We start from the raw sequence: 19,127 nt of genomic DNA on the forward strand, positions 1-19,127 counted from the left end.
TCCTGCCAGTCGTCATAATAACTTTAGCCATCCATGTTGAACCTACAAGAGAAAGGTAGAGCGACTCTAATGAAAAAACAGAAGCAATGGATATTAGCCTTAATGACGCTGGCGCTGGCTGCTGCACCGTTTGCAGGGTTATTCTTTAAGGATCATGAGGCCTATGCTGATCCACAGCAGACGGAAGCTGCCAGTCCAATCAACACTGAAGAGGTACTGCCTGCTTTCGGGACTACCCCGCTCAAGGTGGGCTCATCAGGGCAAGACGTATACGAGCTCCAAGGCAGACTGAAGCATCTCGGGTACTACAGCGGCAAGATAGACAGCCAGTTCGGCACAAAAACCAAAAATGCAGTGACCTGGTTCCAGTGGAAATTCGGGATGAAGGCTGACGGCGTCGTCGGTGCAAAAACAAAGCTGAAGCTGTACAACGCAACAAAGGCATGGAAACCGACGGAGCCTTCAACTACTACAGCAAAAAAGAACTCCGGCAACACTGACACAGCCGCCAAAGCCGGCAATGCCGCAAAAAAGAACAGCGGTGCCGAGCTGTCCTCAGGCAATACAATGGGCCTCTCTGAAAATGATCTGAAGATCATGGCCAATGCTGTATACGGTGAATCGCGCGGCGAACCGTTTGAGGGCCAGGTTGCGGTAGCAGCGGTAATATTGAACCGGGTCAAATCCCCGAGCTTTCCCAACACCCCGTCAGGCGTCATTTTCCAGCCCGGTGCTTTCACGGCCGTAGCTGACGGACAGATTTACCTTGAGCCCAATGAACAGGCCCGCAAGGCTGTACAGCAGGCTCTGAACGGCTGGGATCCTTCCGGCGGCTGCTTGTATTATTTTAATCCGAAGACAGCGACCTCCAAGTGGATCTGGACACGGCCGCAGGTGATTACAATCGGAGAGCATATTTTCTGTATGTAAAAAACCACCCAACCGCTGCCGGCGGAACATCAATCCGCCTCTATACACTGACCCAGAGCAACCGGTAAATCTTCTGCCGGTTGCTTCCTTACTTTGGAATGGTTTAGAATGGATAATACTTCATAAACTTAAATTGTAGGGCATCTATCCACGCCGTAAAGGAGTTTTGGACTTGACAAACAATGGATTTCAACATGGCAACGCCGCAGGCATGCGCATCCATGTGCTGCCGACCAAGGCGTTCAAAACGTTCGCCATTTCCCTCTATGCCGGAGTACCTTTGGATGAGAGCACGGTGACTTCAACTGCACTTGCTCCTTTTGTCCTCCGCAGAGGCACAGCCACCTACCCGGAAACTACACAGTTCCGCGAACGGCTGGAGGAGCTTTATGGAGCCGGGTTCGGCTTCGACATCTACAAGCGAGGCGACTATCAGATTGTCCAGTTTCGGATGGATACGATTAACGATTCTTTTGTCCAGAGCAAGGAAAGTCTGCTTGGCGAATCATTTGCTTTTCTCGGTGAGGTATTGACCCGTCCTTTACTGGAGGATGGAAGTTTCCGTGCTTCGTACGTAGCGACCGAACGTGAGACTGTACGCAAGAAGCTGGAAGCAATCGTGAACGATAAAATGCGTTATGCCGCGGAGCGCTGTATTGAGGAAATGTGCCGCCAGGAGCCTTACCGCCTGCATCCGCTTGGGCAAAGATCCGATCTGGACGGAATCACTCCGGCCAGTTTATATGAATCCTATTCAGCCTGGCTGGATGGAGCCATACTGGATCTGTATGTGGTAGGCGACACTACGCCGGAGGAAGTTGAGAAGCTGGTCCTCCGTCATTTCGGCCGCAGCCACAAGCAGGTGGAAGCCTATGCCTCCAACTTTAAGCCTGTAACCGTATCAGAGGTCCGCACGGTGGAGGAGAAGCTGGATGTCAATCAGGGTAAGCTTAATATGGGCTTACGCACCTCAATCACTTATTCAGACGACAAATATGCCTCAGCACTGATGTACAACGGTATTTTGGGCGGGTACCCGCATTCCAAGCTGTTTGTTAACGTACGTGAGAAGGAAAGCCTTGCTTACTATGCGTCATCCCGCTATGACGGCCATAAGGGAATCGGAACGATACAGTCAGGGATCGAAACACAGAATTACGATAAGGCTGTCGATATTATCCGCAAACAGCTCGAGGAGCTGAAGGCCGGCAATATCAGTGATCTGGAGCTGAATCAGACCAAGGCGATGATCCGCAATCTTTTGTCTGAGATCCAGGATTCTGCCTTTGAACTGATTTCATTCGATTTCAACCGTCAATTGTCCGGAAAAGACCGCTCTGCCCAGGAGCTGCTGGCTCAAGTGGACAGCACAGGCGCGGAAGATGTTAAGGCGGCCGCCGGCACCTTCCAACTGGATACGATTTATTTCCTGACAGGGAAGGGGGAATAGCAGATGGAACAAATCCATTACGATAAGCTGCAGGAGACACTATATTATGAGGTTATGGACAACGGGCTGAAGGTTTATGTACTGCCAAAGCCCGCTTTTAAGAAAACCTATGCCACTTTTGCCACCAAATACGGGTCTGTAGACAATCACTTTAAAGTAGCCGGCGGTGATGAGACTACAGTACCGGACGGGATTGCCCATTTTCTTGAGCACAAAATGTTTGAGGAGCCGGAAGGCGATATCTTTGCTACGTTTGCCTCCAACGGGGCATCGGCCAATGCGTTTACCAGCTTTGACCAGACCGTTTATCTTTTCTCTGCTACAGAGAATATTGAGACGAACCTCAGTACACTGGTGGATTTCGTGCAGCGCCCTTATTTCACTGATGAAAATGTGGAGAAAGAAAAGGGAATCATCGGCCAGGAGATTAATATGTATGCCGACAATCCGGACTGGCGCGTCTATTTCGGATTAATTGAGGCAATGTACTCCAAGCATCCGGTGCACATTGATATTGCCGGTACGATTGAATCCATTGCCACCATCACCAAAGAAACGCTGTATACCTGCTACAACTCCTTCTATCATCCGAGCAATATGCTGCTGTTTGTTGTCGGCGGCGTAGAGCCGGAAAAAGTATTTGAGCTGGTCCGCAGCAATCAGGCTGCCAAGTCCTACGATAAACAGGGTGAAATTACACGTATCTTTGCAGAAGAGCCTGTTCAGGTTTCCCAGAAGCACAAGGAGAGCCGGCTTGCTGTTTCCATGCCGAAATGCCTGTTCGGATTCAAAGAAAAGCAGGATGGCCTGAGCGGAGCGGCCGCGGTACGCCGTGACCTGACCACGAAGCTTATGCTTGACCTGCTGCTCGGAAGCAGCACGGCACTGTATCAGAAGCTCTATGACGAAGAGCTGATCTCTGACAGCTTCGGCCATGAATTTAACAGCTCCCCCCAATATGCATTCTCGGCGATTGGCGGAGATACCAAAGACCCGGATCTGCTGCTGAAACGGATTAAGGAAGAAATCAATGCTGTTCTAGCTTCCGGCTTTGCGGAGAAGGATTTTGAACGTGCCCGCAAAAAGAAAATCGGCGGCTATCTGCGCATGCTGAATTCACCGGAGAGTATAGCCCATGAATTCACCCGCTACCAGTTCCGCGGCGGTGATCTGTTCGAGGTGCTGCCGGTTTATGAGTCGATTACACTGGATGAGGTCAATGCCCGTCTGCGCGCCCATGTAGACTGGGAGCAGCTAAGTGTATCGCTTGTGGTGAGTCCTTAATGGCGTTAACGGGAGAGAGCAGTAAACCGATTAAGGAGATGACCGTGCTTATTACGGGGGGCAGCGGGGGAATCGGCGGTGCAATCGCTGAACGTTTTGCTTCCGTCGGCATGAACATTGTCATCCATTATATGAATTCGCATGAAGCGGCCAATGATGTAGCCCGGCGCTGTCTGGCGCTGGGGGCCAAAGTGCTGACAGTGGCCGCGGACATGAAGGACCGCGGCCAGCTGCTGCGTATGGCTGAACGCCTGGAGAGCAGCGGTATGCTTCCGGACATTCTGGTCAATAATGCCGGGAAAGCGCATTACGGCATGCTGGCCGATGTCACGGAGGAAGAGTGGGACGAAGTGATGGCGGTCAACCTCAAGGGCACTTTTTTGTGCAGCCAGATATTCATGCCTTATATGGTGTCCCAGCGCTACGGGCGTATCATAAATGTATCGTCAGTCTGGGGAATTTCCGGCGCTTCCTGTGAGGTCGCTTATTCCGCCAGCAAGGGCGGTGTGAATGCCTTCACAAAAGCACTGGCCAAGGAGCTGGCCCCTTCAGGAGTGACAGTTAATGCTGTCGCACCCGGAGCTGTCAGCACCGCTATGCTGAATAATCTGCAGGAGGAAGAGCTGCGGATGCTGGAGGAAGAAATACCCGCAGGCCGGCTTGCTTCACCGGATGAGGTGGCCTCGCTTGTTTATTTTCTGGCCCTGCCTGAATCAGGATATATTACCGGACAGGTAATCAGTCCGAACGGGGGATGGATTACTTAGTGTTGCCTGTGTACTTTGAGCGGCTTGGAGAAAAGCTCCAGCATAAAAGGCTGGTGTACGTGACATATTAGTACTGTTGCTTTTAAATCATCACGTAAGGCGGCTGCTGGTCCCAAAAGGCCAGCGGACCGTAAACATGAAGGAGGATTTAAGATGTCAACAGAATCCGTAGTGAAGAACTTTGATACTTGGAAGAGCTTTTTAGGTGAACGGGTCATCCAGGCTGAAAAAATGGGGATGAGTGAAGAAACCATCACCAAGCTGGCTTTTGAAATCGGGGAATTCCTCGATAAAAAAGTCGATCCGGGCAACTATTCCAACCGGGCGATCAAAGAGCTGTGGGATGTCGGTACGGACGATGAGAAGCACACCATTGCTTCACTCATGGTCAAGCTGGCGAAGAAAAACGCATAGGCATGCGGAAAAGCTCCCCTCGCGGGAGCTTTTCTGCAATTATTACAACAGTGTCCTTGCCTTTCATTTTTATTTTATATATCATTAACATGACCCGTGTTTCAGAAGCTTTGCCGAAGCCGGTTTTTTTGAGGTTATGGCAGTTCTGCAGGGAAAAGGAATCTATGAGGTGCGAAATCAGTGGAATATAAACAGTGGTACATGGAGTACAAGATACATAAGAACAGACCCGGTCTGCTCGGCGATATTGCTTCAATGCTCGGTATGCTTGAAGTGAATATCCTTACGATTAACGGCGTGGAAGGTAAAACCCGCGGCATGCTGCTGGAAACCAGCGATGATGAAAAAATTATGCTGATGGGCGAAATGCTCAAAAAGGTGGATAATATTACGGTTACGGCGCTGCGCTCACCGCGTCTTGTGGATAAGCTCGCCGTCCGTCATGGACGATATATAGACCGGGATTCAGATGACCGTAAGACCTTCCGCTTCACCAGGGATGAGCTGGGGCTGCTCGTTGACTTTCTAGGCGAGCTGTTTAAGCGGGAAGGCAATCAGGTTATAGGACTTAGAGGTATGCCGCGTGTAGGAAAAACCGAGTCAATTATTGCAGGGAGCGTCTGTGCTCAGAAGCGCTGGACCTTTGTATCTTCCACGCTGCTGCGGCAGACGGTACGCAGCCAGCTGGCTGAAGATGAGATGAATCCGAACAATGTCTTTATTATTGACGGCATTGTAAGCACAATCCGTTCCAACGAGAAGCACTATAATCTTCTTCAGCAGGTCATGAGCATGCCAAGCACCAAGGTGATTGAGCATCCGGATATTTTTGTGCGGGAATCCGAGTACAGCTTTGATGATTTTGATATCATTATCGAGCTGCGCAACAACCCTGCAGAAGAGATATTGTACGAAACGTTCACAACGAGCTACAGTGATGATCTGTAAATAAGTTTATGCTTCCGTAGCAAGTTTTGTACGAAGCTAAATCATGGAAGTATCGCTTACAAAACTTTTAGGAGGTGATGGTATGTCGGAACTGGGCCGGCATTTGAAAGAGGCGCGTCTGCAAAAAGGGATGAGTCTTGACGATGTCCAGGAAGTAACGAAGATTCGCAAAAAATATTTGGAAGCCATCGAGGCGGGGGATTACAAAGTGCTCCCCGGAAGTTTTTATGTCCGGGCCTTTATTAAAACCTATGCGGAGGCAGTCGGGGTAAATCCGGACGAGCTGATGGAAGAACACGGCAATGTTCCGGCAGCTCCTGTCGATACTACGATGGAAACGGTGATCCAGAAGCGCAGCCGCAGGACGGAAACCGAGCGGAATGCAAAGTGGCTGCCGACAGTGCTGATGTGGACCTTTCCGGTACTTATCATCGCAGTCATTTACTGGTATGCCTCATCGAACATGAACGATTCTGATCCCAAAACGGTCGATTCATCGAATGTGACGAACGAGCAGCAGGACCCTTCGAAGATTCAGCCTTCGCCGACGGCGGTTGGCGGCGGGCTTGTCAGCAATCCTCCGGCAGGCGGTGACAGCACCGCCACAGCTTCAGCTTCGCCTACAGTAGCGCCTACAGCAACGCCGGCACCTTCACCGACCAACGCGCCTATAACGGTGACTCAGGACCGCAAATCGGGCAAAACGACGATCTACAAAGTATCTGCTCCTTCCGGTGCTGCCGTTGAGGTTAAGATTGCAGCTACAGGCACGAGCTGGCTTGAGGTGTACAACGGCGAGAATTCTCAAGGGGAGAAGCTTAGCTTCGGCAATACTTCAGCGGGTGATTCGCTAAGCTTTACGCTGGGTGCCGGGGGCATGTACATCAAATCAGGTTATTCTCCGGCAACTACGATTACGGTGAACGGCCAGGAGATTACAGACGGCAAAACGTCCTCACGCCTGCTGCTTGAGCTGGATAACAGTGCTTCAGGCGGCACCGCAGGGACGGATGGAGCTGAAGGGACGGAGAGTAATTCCGGCGAGTAGGGAAAGAGCTGCATAGACTTTGGCATTTTGGATAACCTAAGAATGATTTACAGTTCTTACGCCAAAGTGAGGTGTATCTCATGACTGTCAGCTGGATTGTCACCGGGCTCGGTATTATTGTCAGCCTCCTCGGGTATTATTTGACACCGGGCGCCTGGGGCTATGGAATTCTGGGTTTTGGACTGGCGCATATTGTGCTGGGGATTCTGGATATGTTCCGGGCTCCCGCACGCAGCAGATAAAGCCAAGACAGACGTCTCCCGGGACCTTGAAATTCCGGGGGACGGCAATAATCTTTTATTTCTTGCAGAAACGGGTGCCGTCCTTTACCGGGCGGCGCACCGTTTCTTCTTGATGCCCGGCAGCTTCTTTCCATAATTAGACTTCAAGTGCCCTTTCTCATATAATAGTAAAGAATAATTGTAAGCAAAGGACGTGGCAGAATGAGTTCGGAAAGTTCATTTGACATTGTATCCAAGATGGATATGCAGGAATTAACCAATGCGGTTAACCAGACAGAGAAGGAAATTGATAACCGCTTTGATTTTAAAAACAGCAAGAGCAGTCTCAAGCTGGAAAAGGATGCCCTTATTATTGCCTCCGAGGACGAATATAAGCTGAATGCTGTCATTGATATTCTACAGTCCAAGATGGTCAAGCGCGGAATTACCCTCAAAAATCTGGATTTCGGCAAAATTGAGCCGGCTGCACTTGGTACGGTCCGGCAGCGTCTCGGCCTCAAGCAGGGCATTGACCAGGAGAACGCCAAAAAAATCAATATCCTCATCCGGGATTCCAAGCTGAAGGTAAAGAGCCAGATTCAGGGCGACACCATCCGTGTAACCGGTAAGAGCCGCGATGATCTGCAGCAGATCATCCAAATCCTGCGCAAAGCTGATTTGCCGCTGGATCTGCAGTTTAACAATTTAAAGTAAGCTGATGCACCCCGCAGTGTCTGTGTACTGCCTCGGCGGGGTGTTTTAACTACATATTTTTTGGAATCAGGATGGATCAGGGGAGGAACCTCAGTGAATTTGCCCAACCGTATTACACTTGCACGTATTTGTCTTATCCCGATTATGATGTTCTTTCTGCTGGTAGACTTTAAGTTCTATCCGGAGCCGATACATTGGGGCTCTTTCCAGCTCTCGGTTAATCATCTGATCGCAGCTGTAATCTTCCTGCTCGCCGCTAGCACAGACGGTATTGACGGCTACATTGCCCGGAAGTATAACATGGTCACCAATCTCGGAAAGCTGCTTGATCCGCTTGCTGACAAGCTGCTGGTATCGGCTGTTTTGATCTCTCTGGTCGAACTTGGAAGATGTGATTCGTGGATTGCCATTGTTATTATCAGCCGCGAGTTTGCGGTGACCGGACTGCGCCAGGTTGCGCTGCTTGAAGGAAAAGTAGTGGCTGCCAGCAGATGGGGCAAGATAAAGACAGTAACGCAGATCGTTGCCATCTCTCTGCTGCTGCTTAACAACTTCCCGTTCCAGTTCGTCAGCATTCCGCTGGATGATATTGCAATTTGGGCGGCAGCACTGATTACGATTTATTCCGGGGTCGATTATTTTGTCAAAAATAAAGACCTGCTGGAGCTGCATAACGCTTAGCCGTAATCCGTAATTACTCATCCACATTAGCCTCAGGAGGAGAGAGCCAGCTATGAAAGCAGAAATAATTGCTGTCGGCACAGAGCTTTTGCTCGGACAGATCGTTAACAGTAACGGACAGTTTTTATCGGTAGAGCTGGCCGCGATGGGGATAGATGTCTATTTTCAGACTGTAGTCGGTGACAACAAGAGCCGGATTCAGGAGGCTATCGAAATTGCCCGGGGCCGGGCAGATATTATTCTGTTCACCGGAGGAATCGGGCCAACTGAAGATGATCTTACCAAAGATGCGCTGGCTGCAGCGCTGGGACGTACTCTTCATATCGACCAGCTGGCCATGGACCATGTACAACGCTTTTTTGATGAACGCAAAATAGTAATGACCGAAAACAACCGTAAGCAGGCTGTCATTATTGACGGAACAACACCGCTTCCGAATGAAACCGGGCTGGCCGTAGGTCTTGCTTTTGCCCATGAGAGTAAATATTATATTGTCCTTCCCGGACCGCCGCGTGAGATGAAGCCGATGTTTACCGGTAAGGCCAAGCCTTGGCTCCTGCAGCACGCGCTTACGACTGAAATGCCGATCTACTCCAAGATGCTTAAGTTTGCCGGTATCGGGGAGTCGCTGCTGGAGGACAAGCTGATTGATCTGATCCGCAGCCAGACAGACCCTACTATTGCGCCTTATGCCAAAGAAGGCGAGGTAACGGTCCGGATCTCTACCAAAGCACCTTCTGAACATGAAGCTATGGAGAAGCTTGACGTGCTGGAGGCAAAAATTAAGGCAATTCTTCCGGAAAACATGTATGCCAATATTGATATGCCGCTCGAACAGCTGCTGGTGGACTGGATGGCAGATGCCGGACTTACACTCAGTGCTGCAGAAAGCTGCACCGGCGGTTTATTAATGGAGAGTATTACAAACATTCCGGGCAGCGCATCGATGTTCAAAGGCGGCATTGTCTGCTACTCCAACGAAATAAAGAAGAAGCTGCTGAATGTACCTGCTTCCTACCTGGAGGGGCCTGATGCTGTAGGAGCTGTCAGCCGTGAGGTTGCAGAAGTGCTGGCTGATCAGGTCAGAATGCTGGGCGACAGCGACTTCGGATTATCGGTTACCGGGGTTGCCGGTCCGGGATATTCCGAGCGTAAGCCGGTCGGTCTGGTATTTGTCGGTCTGGCAGAGCGCGGACGTCCAACAGAGGTCTTTGAGCTTAATCTCAAGGGTACCCGCGAGAATATCCGGCTGCGCTCTGTAAAAGCGCTGTTGTACCGGCTGTGGCGCAGGCTTGAGGAACGTAAGGTGGACACTCCCCTCGAAGGATCAGCCTTGCAATAGCCTGTCAGGGCGTTATATAATTGGTATTACGGAAGAACCGTGGCATAGTGAACCTTTTGCTGCGGTTTTTTGTTTTTTTGTGAACGCGGCTCTATTGCCGGGGCTCTCCTAAATGTGAGTCTGCTTCTCCGGATGGTCAATGACTATGTACAGTACATAAGCAGGGGAGGAGGCTTACAATAAAAGGGAGTAATGCGCCTGTAGTCAAAAAAAACGAATGTATGTTCGAAAAAAAGCTTGGCAAGACCTCTAAAACACGCTATTATATTACTATAAACAAGTGAAGGAAGTGGTCTGATTGTCAGATCGTCGTGCTGCGCTGGATATGGCGCTTCGTCAAATAGAAAAACAATTTGGTAAAGGTTCGATCATGAAGTTGGGTGAGTCCAATCACATGAAAGTGGAAGTTGTTCCTAGCGGTTCTTTGGCACTTGATATTGCCCTGGGTATAGGCGGACTTCCAAAAGGACGTATCATTGAAGTATATGGACCGGAATCCTCCGGTAAAACAACGGTTGCCCTGCACGCTATTGCAGAAGTACAGAGAGTTGGCGGACAAGCCGCCTTCATCGATGCAGAGCATGCGCTCGACCCTAAATATGCCAACGCGCTTGGCGTCAATATTGATGAGCTTCTGCTGTCCCAGCCGGACACAGGCGAACAGGCGCTGGAAATTGCTGAAGCGCTCGTACGCAGCGGTGCGGTAGATATCATTGTTGTTGACTCTGTAGCAGCTCTGGTGCCTAAGGCTGAGATTGAAGGCGACATGGGGGACTCCCACGTTGGTCTGCAGGCTCGTCTGATGTCTCAGGCTCTGCGCAAGCTCTCCGGCGCAATCAACAAATCCAACACTATCGCAATCTTCATCAACCAGCTGCGTGAGAAGATCGGTGTTATGTTCGGAAATCCCGAAACAACTCCGGGCGGACGTGCATTGAAGTTCTACTCCTCCGTACGTCTTGACGTACGCCGTGTTGAGAGCATCAAGATGGGTAATGATGTTGTCGGTAACCGTACCAAGATCAAAGTCGTGAAGAACAAGGTAGCTCCTCCGTTCAAACAGGCAGATGTTGATATTATGTATGGTGAAGGCATCTCTAAGGAAGGAAGCCTTGTCGATATCGGAACGGAAATGGATATTGTTAACAAGAGCGGAGCCTGGTATTCCTACGAAGGCGAACGTCTTGGACAAGGACGTGAGAATGCTAAGCAATTCCTTAAGGAGCATCCGGAAATTGCTCTGGTAATCGAGAATAAGATCCGTGAAGCGAGCAACCTGACAACCATCGTTGCTGCACCAACGGAAGCTGAGGCTGCTGCAGAGAAAGAAGAAGAAGATAATCTGCTGCTTGAAATTGAATAAGACTTTACGCTAATATAGAGCGCCCTGTGTATGACTGCAGCAGGGCGCTTTTTTAGTAGTGAAGAAATGATTATTTTTTCGGTTCCGTGAAGCACTTGAATCAGTATCAATGAGAGACCCCGCTTTGAGGGGTTATATTTATCAAATTCTTTTCTATACAGATAGAACACGAGGTGAAGTCAATACCATGGTTATTCAACTTAATCCTGAACCGGAAGAGCAGGACGTACAGGTGCTGGCCGGGTTCCCGGAAGGGGAGCTGCTTGAGATTACGAAGGTCGAGCGGCAGAAGAAAGCGGATCACCGCTATATTATACATTTTGGTGCTTATAACATGACTGTTCACGAGGATGTCATGATTAAATACCGCATGATCTCGGGCAATACGTTCATGAAGGCTGACCTGGAGGAGATTGTGGTTGCCGACGAGCGCCAGCGGGGTTATTTAGAAGGACTGAAGTATCTGGGGCATAAGCCGCGGACAGCCCTGGAGATGGCCCGCCGTTTAAGGGAGAAGGAAATAGGAGAGACTATTATTGCCGAGGTGCTGGAGCGCCTGCAGCAGGAGCGCTTAATCGATGATCCGCTCTATGCTAAGCAATGGGCAGAGCAGCGTATTAATAATCAGCGCAAGGGCAAGCTGTGGATCCGCCAGGAGCTGCGGGAAAAGGGCATCGATAAATCGCTTATCTCCGAAGCGCTGGAGAATATTTCACCCGAAGAAGAAATGGATAGCGCTCTGCAGACCGGGCGCAAGAAGTGGAATATGATCCGCGGGGATGTTAATGATAAGCGCCGGAAGACAGGGGCATTCCTGATGCGGCGCGGTTTCTCGGGTGAAATGGTCCGCCAGGTGCTGAATACTCTGCGTGAGGAAGAGGACGCTGAGGGCGGAGATGATGAATTTTACGAATATGAATGATCCGTTTGACATTCTCTTGACTTTAATGCCATTATCGACTCTCTTGACAATGTCTTTTTATAAATAATAAAATATAACATGAATCGGCATAAACTAAGAATCCTTTTTCCTTCCCAAAAAGCAGAATCTTAGGAACCGGTTCGCGTACAACTCATATGAAATGTAATCGCCGGATAAGGCGGGCAGTGTGCATGTGCAGCATGGCAATCGGTGTATTACCGGTTTTTTGTATGGTGATGAACGGATAGTTTAACAACTGCACACAATTCCCAAGGCTTGTTCCTTGGAGGAACCAACGAGGGGGTGAACAGATGCCAACAGCAATCTGGGTCATAATCGTTCTCGTTGTAGCTGCATTATTCTTTGGATTCGGTTATTTTATTCGTAAATCCCTTGCAGAAGCTAAGATTCAAAGCGCCGAGAAGGAAGCCCTCGTCATCGTGGAGAACGCGAAGAAAGAGGCTGAAGCGCTGAAGAAGGAAACAGTACTCGAAGCTAAGGATGAAGTCCACAGAATCCGTACTGAAGCTGAGAAAGAAACTCGTGAACGCCGGAATGAAATCCAACGGCAAGAGAGACGTTTGCTGCAAAAGGAAGAATCACTGGATAAAAAAATGGAATCGCTTGAACGAAAAGAAGAACAAGTGGCTAACAAAGAGAAACGAATTGACGAGACACAGCAGCAAATTGATGTTATTTACAAGAAACAGGTTACTGAGCTTGAGCGTATCTCCAACCTGAGCATCGATGATGCCAGAAGTATCATTCTCAGCAATGTAGAGCAGGAAGTTCGCCATGAAACCGCGCAGATGATTAAGGAAATTGAACAGCAGGCCAAAGAAGAAGCGGACAAGAAGGCCCGCGAAATCATTACATTGGCTATTCAGCGCTGTGCAGCTGATCATGTTGCAGAGACTACGGTATCTGTCGTAACCTTGCCGAATGAAGAGATGAAGGGCCGGATTATCGGCCGTGAAGGCCGTAATATCCGGGCACTGGAAACTCTTACTGGTATTGATCTCATTATCGATGATACGCCGGAAGCTGTTATTCTGTCGGGCTTTGATCCGATCCGCCGTGAAGTGGCCCGTACGGCACTTGAGAAGCTGGTTGCTGATGGACGTATCCATCCGGCACGGATTGAGGAAATGGTTGAGAAATCCCGTAAGGAAGTGGATGAACGGATTCGCGAGTACGGTGAACAAGCTACCTTTGAGGTTGGCGTTCACGGTCTGCACCCGGATCTGATCAAGATTCTGGGCCGTCTGAAATTCCGTACGAGCTATGGTCAGAACGTACTTAAGCACTCTATGGAGGTTGCTTATTTGACAGGACTTATGGCCGGTGAGCTTGGGGAAGACATCGTGCTGGCAAAACGTGCCGGGCTGCTCCATGATATCGGCAAAGCGCTGGATCATGAAGTGGAAGGATCGCACGTTGAAATTGGCGTTGAGCTTGCGAAAAAGTACAAGGAGCATCCGGTGGTTATCAACAGTATCGCTTCTCACCATGGAGATTGCGAAGCCACTTCGGTTATTGCGATGCTGGTCGGAGCAGCTGACGCATTGTCGGCAGCACGTCCGGGCGCACGCCGTGAGACACTGGAAACTTACATCAAACGTCTGGAGAAGCTGGAAGAGATCTCCGAAAGCTTCGAGGGCGTTGAGAAGTCTTATGCCATCCAAGCGGGCCGCGAGGTTCGCGTAATGGTGCAGCCTGAGAAGATTGATGATGCGGAAAGCTTCCGCCTGGCACGCGACATTACGAAGATGATCGAGAGTGAGCTGGATTATCCGGGTCATATCAAGGTTACCGTTATCCGCGAGACACGGGCTGTAGAATACGCAAAATAAGCAAGGAAATTGGCCCCCCTGCGGGGCCTTTTTTCTTTTTAAATTAGGAGGAGAACGATATTAAAGTTTTATTTATAGGTGATATTGTAGGCAATACCGGCAGAAAGGCACTACGTGAAATGCTGCCGACGCTCAAGAGCAAATACCAGCCGCATATTATAATCGTCAACGGTGAAAATGCCGCCGCAGGCAGAGGGATTACCTCGGCAATTGCCAATGAATTTTTTAATTGGGGTGTACATGGCATTACATTGGGTAATCATACGTGGGACAATAAGGACATTTTTGAATTTATTGACGATGAGCCGCGGATGATCCGTCCGGCCAACTTTCCGCCGGGAACCCCGGGCAGAGGGTATACCGTTGTTAAAGGAAACGGCAAAGAGCTGGCTATTGTGAACCTGCAGGGACGTACCTTTTTACCGGCAATTGATGATCCCTTCCGGATCGGAGAAGAGATTGTGGAGGAGCTGCGCCGCAGCCATAAGTGCATTCTCGTTGATTTCCATGCCGAAGCGACTTCGGAGAAGATTGCCATGGGTTATTTTATGGACGGCATGGCATCTATAGTAGTCGGAACCCACACGCATGTGCAGAGCAACGACGATGTAATTCTGCCCGGCGGAACCGCATATCTGACTGATGCAGGCATGGTTGGTTCAAGAGAAGGAATTCTGGGTATGGAAAAGGATGCAGTCCTTTATAAATTCACTACCCAGCTCCCGTCGAGATTTGTGGTAGACGAAGGTAAATGGCAGTTGAACGGGTTATTCGCGGAGATTGACGAGGCTACAGGTAAAGCGACACGTCTGGAGAAGATTCGTTTGCGTGAAGATGAATGGGTTATGAGCTAGACCCGGATATTAGAAAGCAAGGTATTCGGGAAAATCCGCTGTTTTCGGATAAAGTGTGATCTTTTTTATATCGAAAAAGAGTATCTTTTGTACCATTTTCTCCAGCGTAGTCCGCAAAAAGAAGGAATTATTTCTTCTCCCGCGAATAACATCTACAGTAGTGGAAGAACACCATCATTTTCCCAGGGGAGGTACTTACTATGGATGTATTAAAAGTATCAGCTAAATCCAATCCGAATTCCGTTGCCGGCGCATTAGCAGGTGTTCTTCGAGAACGTGGATCGGCCGAGCTGCAAGCTATTGGAGCCGGAGCACTGAACCAGGCAGTCAAAGCTGTTGCCATCGCCCGGGGATTTGTCGCTCCAAGCGGTGTAGATCTGATCTGCATTCCTGCTTTTACAGACATTGTAATTGACGGGGAGGACCGGACGGCGATTAAACTTATTGTTGAACCCAGATAATTCTATGGATTAACCTTTTTTGATGGGCCTGTTTACTTACAGTAAACAGGTTTTTTGCTGTGCGTTGTAAAGCGGCGGAGTGACTGCATAAGCTGTTAGTGGAGCTGGAGTACATACACTAAGCAGATAAGGCGGTGGAACAGATGAAGACAACAAATATGCTTAAGGTTGCGGATTTTCATTGTGATGCTCTCAGCAAGCTGCAGGCGGAGCCGGAAATTGATTTCAAAAAGGACAGCAGAATGGATGTGACGGCGGAGCGGCTGGCGGCGGGGAATGTAGGGCTGCAGGTATTTGCGATATATTTGTCAGAAGCCAGAGGGAAACCTGGACTTGATAGGGTGCTCGGACAGCTGGAGCTATTCCGGAAGCGTATTATCGGCAGCGGGGAGATGCGATGGCTGCGCTGGAAGGAAGAAGCGGTCATACCCGCTGCTGCTGAACCACCTTTAGGAATGCTGTCGCTAGAGGGTGTAGACGCTCTGGAGGGGAATTTATTTTATGCAGAGGTGCTGTTTGAGCTGGGTGTGCGTTTTTTGGGGGTTACCTGGAATGTTGCCAATTGGGCGGCAGACGGGGTGCTCGAGTCACGAAACGGCGGATTTACGGAGAAAGGCAGGCAGCTTATTGAATGGTGCAATACCAGCGGAATGCTGCTGGATGTGTCACATCTTGCTCCGGCGGGTTTTTGGGAACTGGCAGAGCGGAGTACCCGTCCCTATATTGCATCTCATTCAAATGCGGCAGCTGTGTGCAGCCATCCCCGGAATTTAAGTGATGAGCAGATCAAAGCGCTGATTGCCATGGATGGACGGATCGGGCTGACCTTTGTCCCTTGGTTTGTGCGTGATGGAGGTGGCGTAAAAGCTGCGGATGTACTGAAGCATATTGATCATATCTGCGCGCTTGGCGGATCACGGCAGCTGATGTTCGGCTCGGATTTTGACGGCATAGATGCCTGGGTTGAGGGGCTGGAGCATCCGGGAAAATATACGGCATTCGCTGAGCTGCTGCTGAAGCATTATCCTGAGAATCAGGTGAGGGGCTGGCTGTATGGCAATGCTATGAGCTTCTTGAGCTCTCATCTGCCTTCCCGGCCTAATCCTTGAATGATAATCCGGTGAAAAATATAAAATGGCGAAAACGTGACTGAGACGGTGGAAATACAGTAAATTGTCGGAGAAATGTCGAAAAAGGGATGCTGAATGTGAGCGGAACCTTTTTATTTATGGGTAAGAAGATGTATAATGTTCAGTGGCTTGTACAGATACTAGAGAAAATACAAGGAGTGACTTACAAATGAGCAAGACTGTACCCGTAGGTGTGTCGGCCCGACATATTCACCTAACGCAGGAGCACGTGGAGGCATTGTTTGGCGCAGGTTACCAATTGACTGAGTTCAAACCGCTCTCCCAACCAGGACAATTCGCAGCAAACGAGCAAGTAGCCGTAATCGGCAGCAAAGGCAAGTTCGACAAGGTAAGAATTCTCGGACCTGCACGTCCGGCATCCCAGCTGGAAATTTCCCGCACTGACTCTTTCAGCCTCGGCGTAAAAGCCCCTGTCCGTGAGTCAGGACATATCGATGGAACACCAGGTATTACCCTTAAAGGACCAGCTGGTGAAGTTGAACTGGAGACTGGCGTAATTATTGCAGCCCGTCACATTCACTTCCACACATCCGAAGCTGAAGCTTGGGGCATCGCTGATAAGCAATTGCTCAAGGTACGCCTTGGCGGTGAGCGCGGCCTGGTGCTGGAGAACGTGCTTGCGCGCGTATCCGACAGCTTTAAGCTTGATATGCACATCGACACCGACGAAGCGAATGCTGCAGGTGCCAACAACGGTGACACAGCTGAAATCGTAGATTAGTCTTATCTTTATAGCTTAGAAGGGCGGGGGAATATTCCTCCGCTCTTTTTGCTGTTTTTGAAGGGTGAAGCAGCAGGCGGCAATGGGACTGAATCGGCGTTATCGCAGGGGCTGAGATTACAGGGTTATTTTATATGTCGAAGTATGGTATCATTATGTGTTATGACTTAGCTTTGCGCATGTGGAATCGTATGGATAAGCATAATCCCGCAAGTCCGGGTAATCTGACAATATGTGTTTGATATAAGGAGACAATTATGACTTTTAATGACTTGGGTCTGAGCCCCGCAATTCTGAAGGCGCTGGACCTTGCTAACTATACATCACCTACACCGATTCAAAAAGAAGCTATTCCCGCAGCATTGACCGGAAGAGACGTGCTGGGCTGTGCACAGACGGGAACGGGGAAGACGGCAGCTTTTTCCCTGCCTATTATTCAGCTGCTTAGCAAGCAGACGGTTAACCGGAGCGGAAAACGCCCAATTCGTTCCCTGATTCTCACTCCTACCCGTGAGCTGGCGCTGCAGATTTATGAAAACATTCAGGTCTACAGCAAGTTTACCGGTATCCGTTCTACAGCAGTTGTCGGCGGTGTCTCACAAAGATCACAGGAACGTGCGCTGGCGCTGGGTGCGGATATCCTGATTGCGACTCCAGGCCGTCTGATTGACCTGATCTCCCAGAAGCATGCCGATCTGCAGCATGTGCAGGTGCTGGTGCTGGATGAAGCTGACCGGATGCTCGATATGGGCTTTATCCATGATGTAAAACGGATCATCGCCAAGATGCCGGCCAAGAAGCAGACGCTGTTCTTCTCTGCGACAATGCCGCAGGAGATTTCACAGCTGATCAAGACGCTGCTCGTGAATCCGGTAAAAATTGAAATCACCCCGGTTTCTTCAACGGTTGACCGGATTGAGCAATCTGTCTATCTGCTGGAAAACGGCTTTAAGCAAAAGCTGCTGAACCGGCTGCTGGAGGATAAATCCATAGTGTCTGCGCTTGTCTTTACCCGTACAAAACGCGGAGCGGACCGGGTCGCGCGTGATTTGGCCAAGGTGAATATCACCGCACAGGCAATTCACGGCAACAAGTCGCAGAATGAACGGCAGAATGCGCTGCGCAATTTCAAAAGCGGGGTAACCCGTGTGCTGGTGGCTACTGATATCGCTGCCCGGGGAATTGATATTGATGAGCTGTCGCACGTAATCAACTTTAATCTGCCGAACATTCCCGAGACGTATGTGCACCGGATCGGACGTACCGGCCGTGCCGGCATGAGCGGTATTGCCATTTCCCTGTGCGAAGCGGAGGAGCTGCCTTACCTGAAGGATATTCAGAAGCTGATCGGCAAAACCATTCCGGAAGTGAAAAATCATCCTTATCCGATGATAAAGGTGAATCCGGCGCTGGCAGCAGAGGTTGCTAAAGCGAGTAAGGGTGTGGGATCAGCAAAGGCTGCTGCACCTGCAAAGCCGAAGTCAAAAACCAACCCTGCTCGTAAGCCGAAGGAAGAATGGTTCACGCAGGGCAGCCGCCCGCGCAGTGGACAAGGTGCCGGCAAGAGTGGTGCTGCAGGTGGCAGACAGCATGGAGAGTCTAACGCAAGCGGCAATGGTAGTGCCGGCGGAGCACGCGCTGCTGGAGCAGGCAGAGAGCACGCTGGCGGAGCACGGACACCAGGAGCAGGCAGAGGACAAGGCGGCGGAGCACGCGCTGCTGGAGCGGGCAGAGAGCAGACTGGCGGAGCGCGGACTGCAGGAGCAGGCAGAGGACAGACTGGCGGAGCACGAACAGCTGGGGCAGACAGATCGGCAGGAAGCCGGGCTGGCGGAAGCGGAAGAAATTAGTTCAGGCACAGTGTGAGTGTTAACAGGGGCTGGACGGAACAACGTTCATAATAGCAGCGACTTGGGAGGGAGAATCCGGGCGGAGTTTTCATACGCGAAGATTTTCTTCCCGGTTACTGCTTGCTGTCCGCTCAGATGTCAAACTCACTTGGC

The 19,127-nt window shown here is 50.2% G+C and carries 19 protein-coding genes; all 19 read left to right on the top strand.

Annotated elements, in window-relative coordinates; genetic code table 11:
• Positions 1-69 precede the first annotated feature (69 nt).
• Positions 70-930, top strand: coding sequence for a spore cortex-lytic enzyme (gene sleB / locus BN3772_RS10260; RefSeq protein WP_042199230.1), 861 nt, complete (start codon positions 70-72; stop codon positions 928-930).
• A gap of 211 nt (positions 931-1,141) precedes the next feature.
• Positions 1,142-2,380: an EF-P 5-aminopentanol modification-associated protein YfmF gene (gene yfmF / locus BN3772_RS10265; RefSeq protein ID WP_209443636.1), complete on the top strand. Its 1,239-nt coding sequence runs from the start codon at positions 1,142-1,144 to the stop codon at positions 2,378-2,380.
• A gap of 3 nt (positions 2,381-2,383) precedes the next feature.
• Positions 2,384-3,664 carry an EF-P 5-aminopentanol modification-associated protein YfmH gene (yfmH, locus tag BN3772_RS10270; RefSeq protein WP_042199233.1) on the top strand — a complete coding sequence of 427 codons (1,281 nt, stop codon included), beginning with the start codon at positions 2,384-2,386 and terminating at the stop codon, positions 3,662-3,664.
• Positions 3,664-4,431, top strand: coding sequence for an elongation factor P 5-aminopentanone reductase (gene ymfI / locus BN3772_RS10275; protein WP_042177469.1), 768 nt, complete (start codon positions 3,664-3,666; stop codon positions 4,429-4,431). Before yfmH ends, ymfI begins: the two co-directional genes overlap by 1 nt.
• Positions 4,432-4,584: 153 nt before the next feature.
• Complete coding sequence (locus BN3772_RS10280) at positions 4,585-4,845, top strand: DUF3243 domain-containing protein (protein WP_042177468.1); 261 nt, start codon at positions 4,585-4,587, stop codon at positions 4,843-4,845.
• A 180-nt stretch (positions 4,846-5,025) separates the two neighbouring features.
• Positions 5,026-5,793, top strand: a complete 768-nt coding sequence (locus tag BN3772_RS10285) for a DUF3388 domain-containing protein (RefSeq protein WP_042177467.1) — start codon at positions 5,026-5,028, stop codon at positions 5,791-5,793.
• Between the two features lie 82 nt (positions 5,794-5,875).
• Positions 5,876-6,841: a helix-turn-helix domain-containing protein gene (locus BN3772_RS10290; RefSeq protein ID WP_042199234.1), complete on the top strand. Its 966-nt coding sequence runs from the start codon at positions 5,876-5,878 to the stop codon at positions 6,839-6,841.
• Positions 6,842-6,921: 80 nt separating this feature from the next.
• Positions 6,922-7,083, top strand: coding sequence for a hypothetical protein (locus BN3772_RS30895; RefSeq protein ID WP_167336664.1), 162 nt, complete (start codon positions 6,922-6,924; stop codon positions 7,081-7,083).
• Between the two features lie 201 nt (positions 7,084-7,284).
• Positions 7,285-7,776 carry a YajQ family cyclic di-GMP-binding protein gene (locus BN3772_RS10295; protein WP_042177465.1) on the top strand — a complete coding sequence of 164 codons (492 nt, stop codon included), beginning with the start codon at positions 7,285-7,287 and terminating at the stop codon, positions 7,774-7,776.
• A gap of 93 nt (positions 7,777-7,869) precedes the next feature.
• Complete coding sequence (gene pgsA / locus BN3772_RS10300) at positions 7,870-8,457, top strand: CDP-diacylglycerol--glycerol-3-phosphate 3-phosphatidyltransferase (protein WP_042177464.1); 588 nt, start codon at positions 7,870-7,872, stop codon at positions 8,455-8,457.
• A gap of 52 nt (positions 8,458-8,509) precedes the next feature.
• Positions 8,510-9,799, top strand: a complete 1,290-nt coding sequence (locus BN3772_RS10305) for a competence/damage-inducible protein A (protein WP_042199236.1) — start codon at positions 8,510-8,512, stop codon at positions 9,797-9,799.
• A gap of 298 nt (positions 9,800-10,097) precedes the next feature.
• Positions 10,098-11,162 (top strand): recombinase RecA, encoded by a 1,065-nt coding sequence (recA, locus tag BN3772_RS10310; RefSeq protein WP_042177462.1) that lies wholly within the window; start codon positions 10,098-10,100, stop codon positions 11,160-11,162.
• A 187-nt stretch (positions 11,163-11,349) separates the two neighbouring features.
• Positions 11,350-12,084 carry a regulatory protein RecX gene (locus BN3772_RS10315; RefSeq protein ID WP_042199238.1) on the top strand — a complete coding sequence of 245 codons (735 nt, stop codon included), beginning with the start codon at positions 11,350-11,352 and terminating at the stop codon, positions 12,082-12,084.
• A 311-nt stretch (positions 12,085-12,395) separates the two neighbouring features.
• On the top strand, positions 12,396-13,937 hold the full coding sequence (gene rny / locus BN3772_RS10320; RefSeq protein ID WP_042177460.1) for a ribonuclease Y: 1,542 nt from the start codon (positions 12,396-12,398) through the stop codon (positions 13,935-13,937).
• Between the two features lie 59 nt (positions 13,938-13,996).
• The gene (locus BN3772_RS10325; RefSeq protein WP_042177459.1) at positions 13,997-14,791 is read left to right on the top strand and encodes a TIGR00282 family metallophosphoesterase; all 795 of its coding nucleotides are present in this window, start codon (positions 13,997-13,999) and stop codon (positions 14,789-14,791) included.
• A 200-nt stretch (positions 14,792-14,991) separates the two neighbouring features.
• Positions 14,992-15,252, top strand: coding sequence for a stage V sporulation protein S (locus BN3772_RS10330; protein WP_019910496.1), 261 nt, complete (start codon positions 14,992-14,994; stop codon positions 15,250-15,252).
• Positions 15,253-15,395: 143 nt separating this feature from the next.
• On the top strand, positions 15,396-16,361 hold the full coding sequence (locus tag BN3772_RS10335; RefSeq protein ID WP_042199239.1) for a dipeptidase: 966 nt from the start codon (positions 15,396-15,398) through the stop codon (positions 16,359-16,361).
• A gap of 190 nt (positions 16,362-16,551) precedes the next feature.
• Positions 16,552-17,124, top strand: a complete 573-nt coding sequence (gene pduL, locus BN3772_RS10340) for a phosphate propanoyltransferase (protein WP_042199240.1) — start codon at positions 16,552-16,554, stop codon at positions 17,122-17,124.
• Positions 17,125-17,381: 257 nt separating this feature from the next.
• Entirely contained in the window at positions 17,382-18,974 is a 1,593-nt protein-coding gene (locus BN3772_RS10345; protein ID WP_042199242.1) for a DEAD/DEAH box helicase, read from the top strand.
• Positions 18,975-19,127 lie beyond the last annotated feature (153 nt).

The sequence above is a fragment of the Paenibacillus camerounensis genome (genome assembly GCF_000723885.1).
Taxonomy (GTDB): Bacteria; Bacillota; Bacilli; order Paenibacillales; family Paenibacillaceae; genus Paenibacillus_AQ; species Paenibacillus_AQ camerounensis.

Coding starts and splice junctions, on each gene's coding strand:
- BN3772_RS10345 (WP_042199242.1), top strand. CDS start 17,382: ATGACTTTTAATGACTTGGGTCTGAGCCCCGCAATTCTGAAGGCGCTG.
- yfmF (WP_209443636.1), top strand. CDS start 1,142: ATGCGCATCCATGTGCTGCCGACCAAGGCGTTCAAAACGTTCGCCATT.
- rny (WP_042177460.1), top strand. CDS start 12,396: ATGCCAACAGCAATCTGGGTCATAATCGTTCTCGTTGTAGCTGCATTA.
- BN3772_RS10280 (WP_042177468.1), top strand. CDS start 4,585: ATGTCAACAGAATCCGTAGTGAAGAACTTTGATACTTGGAAGAGCTTT.
- BN3772_RS10335 (WP_042199239.1), top strand. CDS start 15,396: ATGAAGACAACAAATATGCTTAAGGTTGCGGATTTTCATTGTGATGCT.
- BN3772_RS10315 (WP_042199238.1), top strand. CDS start 11,350: ATGGTTATTCAACTTAATCCTGAACCGGAAGAGCAGGACGTACAGGTG.
- BN3772_RS30895 (WP_167336664.1), top strand. CDS start 6,922: ATGACTGTCAGCTGGATTGTCACCGGGCTCGGTATTATTGTCAGCCTC.
- yfmH (WP_042199233.1), top strand. CDS start 2,384: ATGGAACAAATCCATTACGATAAGCTGCAGGAGACACTATATTATGAG.
- BN3772_RS10290 (WP_042199234.1), top strand. CDS start 5,876: ATGTCGGAACTGGGCCGGCATTTGAAAGAGGCGCGTCTGCAAAAAGGG.
- BN3772_RS10330 (WP_019910496.1), top strand. CDS start 14,992: ATGGATGTATTAAAAGTATCAGCTAAATCCAATCCGAATTCCGTTGCC.
- ymfI (WP_042177469.1), top strand. CDS start 3,664: ATGGCGTTAACGGGAGAGAGCAGTAAACCGATTAAGGAGATGACCGTG.
- sleB (WP_042199230.1), top strand. CDS start 70: ATGAAAAAACAGAAGCAATGGATATTAGCCTTAATGACGCTGGCGCTG.
- BN3772_RS10295 (WP_042177465.1), top strand. CDS start 7,285: ATGAGTTCGGAAAGTTCATTTGACATTGTATCCAAGATGGATATGCAG.
- BN3772_RS10305 (WP_042199236.1), top strand. CDS start 8,510: ATGAAAGCAGAAATAATTGCTGTCGGCACAGAGCTTTTGCTCGGACAG.
- pduL (WP_042199240.1), top strand. CDS start 16,552: ATGAGCAAGACTGTACCCGTAGGTGTGTCGGCCCGACATATTCACCTA.